Origin of the sequence: Streptomyces kebangsaanensis (genome assembly GCF_001906585.1) — a bacterium.
Classification (GTDB): Bacteria; Actinomycetota; Actinomycetes; order Streptomycetales; family Streptomycetaceae; genus Streptomyces; species Streptomyces kebangsaanensis.
In genome coordinates this window covers 1-4,109 of sequence record NZ_JUJA01000050.1, presented here as the reverse complement: position 1 = coordinate 4,109, position 4,109 = coordinate 1, and the positions used below count along the sequence as shown (strand labels likewise).

Annotated in this window: 2 protein-coding genes and 3 pseudogenes; 1 reads left to right on the top strand and 4 read right to left on the bottom strand. The window is 71.4% G+C overall.

The features are described 5' to 3' along the window. Positions 1 to 1,589, bottom strand: a 1,589-nt coding sequence (gene nhaA, locus RH94_RS07240; RefSeq protein ID WP_199880888.1) for a Na+/H+ antiporter NhaA, incomplete at its 3' end; no start/stop codon positions are given. 526 nt (positions 1,590 to 2,115) lie between these two features. Then, positions 2,116 to 2,244 (bottom strand): hypothetical protein, encoded by a 129-nt coding sequence (locus RH94_RS46085; RefSeq protein ID WP_267893343.1) that lies wholly within the window; start codon positions 2,242 to 2,244, stop codon positions 2,116 to 2,118. 64 nt (positions 2,245 to 2,308) lie between these two features. Between RH94_RS46085 and RH94_RS07235 the strand changes: the two are divergent. Further along, a pseudogene (locus tag RH94_RS07235) lies at positions 2,309 to 2,622 on the top strand (SDR family oxidoreductase); the annotation flags it as partial. Between the two features lie 176 nt (positions 2,623 to 2,798). Here RH94_RS07235 and RH94_RS07230 read toward each other — a convergent pair. Together RH94_RS07230 and RH94_RS07225 are read right to left on the bottom strand one after the other, a co-directional pair. Then, positions 2,799 to 3,095 (bottom strand): annotated as a pseudogene (locus RH94_RS07230) (endonuclease); the annotation flags it as partial. Beyond that, positions 3,085 to 3,897, bottom strand: a pseudogene (locus tag RH94_RS07225) (GNAT family N-acetyltransferase); the annotation flags it as partial. The pseudogenes RH94_RS07230 and RH94_RS07225, both read right to left, overlap by 11 nt. Positions 3,898 to 4,109 lie beyond the last annotated feature (212 nt).

Here is a 4,109-nt window from a genome sequence, read left to right as displayed (position 1 = left end):
CGTCCCTGCGCGTCCGCGGCGACCGCCGCCCGGGCGGCGAGTTCGGCGTGCTCGTGCACGTCGGGCAGCGGCAGGTGCCGGAAGACGTAGCGGAGCCGGTCGCCGAAGCGCTGCCGCAGTTCCTGGGCGACACCGGTGGCATGGGCGCAGAAGGGACATTCGTAGTCGCCGTACTCCACCAGGGTCAGGGGGGCGTCCACGGGACCCCTGACGTGGTCCGCGGCCGGGTCGACGGGGCGGTCCAGGGTGCGGGGCAGGTCGGCGTCCGTCTCGCCGCGCAGGACCGCGGCCAGGCGGAACGCCACCCATCCCAGGGCCGTGGCGAGCACGGCCGCCAGCAGGACGCCGACGGTCGCCTGGGCGCGCAGGACCGGGTCCTCGAAGGCGAGTCCGGCGATCAGCAGGGAGACCGTGAAGCCGATCCCGGACAGCACGCCGCCGCCCAGCACGTGGCCCGGGCCGACACCCCGCGGGAGCCTGCCCAGGCCGAGGCGGGCGGGAAGCAGCGCGCCGCCCCCGATGCCCAGGAGCTTGCCGACGACGAGACCGATGACGACGGCCCAGGTGACCTTGGAGGTCAGGGCGTCGGCCAGGACGCCGCCGCGCAGGTCGACGCCGGCGCTGGCCAGGGCGAACACCGGGACGACGAGGTAGCTCGTCCAGGGGTGGAGCACCGTCTGCAGCCGCTCGTTGACGGAGACGACGCGCTTGAGCCCCCTGCGTGCCGTCAGACCCACGTCCGCCCGGGGGGACTGGCGGAAGGCGCGGAAGAGCCGGACGGCCCGCTCCACCGCCTGGCGCGTGGGGGTGTGGGCAGGGATGAGCAGACCGCCGAGCATGCCGGCGATGGAGGCGTGCAGGCCGGCCTGGAGGGTGGCGAGCCACAGCGCGAGCACGACCAGCACGTACGGGGCCGCGCGCCACACGCCCAGGCGGGTCAGCCCGGCCAGGACCGCGCACAGGGCGAGCGCGACCAGCAGCGGCCGCAGGTGGACCGTCTCCGAGAAGACGAAGCCGATCACGGCGACGGCCACGATGTCGTCGATGACGGTGATGGCCAGCAGGAAGACCCGCAGCTGCGTGACGAACCGGGGGCCCACGATGGCGAGTGCCCCCAGCATGAACGCGGTGTCGGTGCCGATGACCACGCCCCACCCCTGGAGGGCCTCACCCCCGGGTGCGACCGCCAGGTACAGCAGCACGGGGATCAGCATGCCGCCGATCCCGGCCAGGGCCGGGATCACGACGCGCCGGCGGTCGGTCAGCACGCCCACGGAGATCTCGTAGCGGACCTCCAGGCCGATGACGAAGAAGAACAGGGCCATCAGGCCGTCGCTGACCCAGTGCCCCAGGTCCATCGACAGACTGGCCCCGCCGAGCGAGAAGGACGCCTCGGTCGCCCACAGCGACGTGTACGCGTCCGACCAGGGCGAGTTCGCCCACACCAGAGCCACCACGGCAGCGGCCAGGAGCAGGCCGACGCTGCCCGCCTCGGTGCTCAGGAAGTCGCGCACCCGGTCGGCGAGCTGGGCCACCAGCGTGCGCCTCCCGGCCGGGGTCTGGGAGACCTGGGCGTTGTTCTTCCGCATCACCATTGCCGCCGTGCCGTCCCGCTGTTCCCGTATGTGCCCCTGCTTCGATGGCGGAGCGCCGACCGCCTCCCCCAGTGGGGATCCCGGGCCGCGGAGGCGCCCGGAGGAGTGAGGTTGCCCCGGCGCCGTGTCGTGGTCACGCAGTCCCCGTCCCGGGGAGCCGAGGTGGTGCCGCTCTTCCTCGGGCACGAGGTCCGCCGTACGCCGTGGGGTCCTGGGCGATGGTCCTGCGGGCGTAGGGACGGAACGGCAGAACCGCCGGGTCCCGGGTGCGGGCGCGCTCCGGCGCGGCGGCGACCGGTTTCCGGGCCGGTCCGCTCATCTCGGACGATCTTTCCTTGCGTGTCCACCGGATATCTCAGGAAATGTTCCCATTCTGCCGGTTCTCTCACCTGAGCCCGGCGTCTCGTCCTTCCCGGACCTCGTTCCGCTGCCCGGCGCCGGCAGCACAGCCGCCGCCCTCGACGCGGTGACGCCCATCATCGAACGGGGCGGTGGCTTCCCCTCCCGGCTCGGCCGCGTCTCAGGGGCCTTCCGGGCGGGCGGCGGAGAAGTCGACCTGGAGCGCGTAGCGGGAGGCCACGTAGGAGCTGACCATGTATTCCAGGGGAGCGCCGCGCTGGTCGACGAGGGAGCGCGTCTCGACGAGCACCGGGGTGGCGGCGTCGACGCCGTCATCCTCTCCTGTATGGGCTGTCTGTACAGCTTATGGAGGAGTGGCCGAGCGCGCGGTCTTTCCGGGACTCGCGCTGTACTCGACGAGCAAGACAGCCCTCATCGGCATGACCAGGGGCCTGGCCCGGGAGCTCGGCCCGCGTGGCATCACCGTCAATCCGGTGGACTCCGGGCCCACCGACACCGACTCCAACCCCGCCCATGGCCCCGACGCCGCGGCGATCGCCGGCCTCACCGCCCTGGGCCGCTGTGCGGAGCAGCTGAGATCACCGCCACCGTGGCTCACCTGGCAAGCTCCGATGGTCAGTACGTCACCGGAGCAACGATCGCCGTCGACGGAGAGTTCACCGCTTGATGCGGAAACCGACCTCGAACAGGCACTGCTGAGCCGGCTGGGACCGAGAGCGGCCACCGCGTGATCATAAAGGGTTGCCCTGAACCCGCACCCGACATCCCGTCACCGGTGGCCGGGCACAGCGCCTTCCCGTGGTGCCCGGCGACAGCGCACCGGACACCACGGGAACCGGACCGCTACCAGATCGCCTCGACCCACTCCGGGTGGTCGATGAACGGGTTCCGGTTGTACTGGTAGGAGTTGTAGATGACGTCGTTGCGGCGCTTCTCGAACGCGCTCGGCGGGTCCTGCTCGTGCCACTGCTTCAGGACCGAGAGTCGGCCGTGGTACGGGGCGCTGCCGTTGGTGACGGAGTTGTTGGGCTCCAGGTCGGGCCAACCGTCCGTGCCCTCGTAGCGGACCGCCATGTAGAGGATCATGCGGGCCACGTCGCCCTTGACCGCGTCGCGGGGTTCGAAGGAGCATGTGCGTGTTGCCGTCGGCGGTGTCGGTCAGGAGGCCACCGAGGTCCGGATAGTGCCCATGGACCTGTCGGATCGACTCGGCCTTCATCCATCGGCCGAGGCCGTGTCCACGGTGCTCGGGCAGCACGCCGGTGCCGTAGTGCTGGCCGTCACCTGTGCCGTCGCCGGGGACGACGAGTTCGGTGAACCCGGCGATCGAGCCGTTGGAGGCGTCGACGGCGACGACGGTGTGCAACTGGTCGCCGCGCTGTTCGACGGCCTTCGCCGCGGCCCGGACGCGGTCCACGTCCCAGGTCACGGTGCCGTGGTCGCTGTCGTCCATGGGCATGTCGTCCATGGCGTGACGTGAGGCGGCGAACGTCTGGGCGAGGCCGTCGGGGACGGTTCCCCGCCATGACACCAGCCGGTAGCCGGGATGCGGACGTTCGATGATCTCGGCGAGGGCGGTGGTGTCCACATCGGCCAGTGGCAAGCGGGAGAACCTCAGGGTGAGGACCTTGCGGAAACCGCGAGCCGTCAGGAAGCGGTCGCCGGGCGATCCGGCCTCGGCCTGCGCGACAACGCGGCGTCGGGCGTTGTCCCGGGCGGCGGCCACGGCGGCGTCGAGCAGCCGGGAACCGACGCACCTGCGTCGCTCCGCGGGATGGACCCGGAGGGTCAGTTCGGCCAGGTGCTCCTGCCCCGGATCGGTGAACAGCCGCAGAAAGGCCGTCCCGACAGGGATGGAATCGGCGTCGGACGCCAGCCATGCAAGACGCCGGCTGTGCGGCCCGTGAGCGGGGTCGGTCAGTGGGGTGATGCGAAGCGACAAGGTGTCTCCGTCGTGAGGAGGCGGCAAAGGTCAGTACGCGGGCTCAACTGCCGGGCACTCCTGCGCATGTGCTCCACACCTCCTCGTCGACGGCACCGGTCCGGAACAACACGGACGGCCGGGAGAATCCAGCCGGTCCATCGGTTCCCCGGCAAAGGGCTGGCGAAAGACCGGTGCGAGCGTGTGGTCACAGCCACTCATCGAGGGCCGCG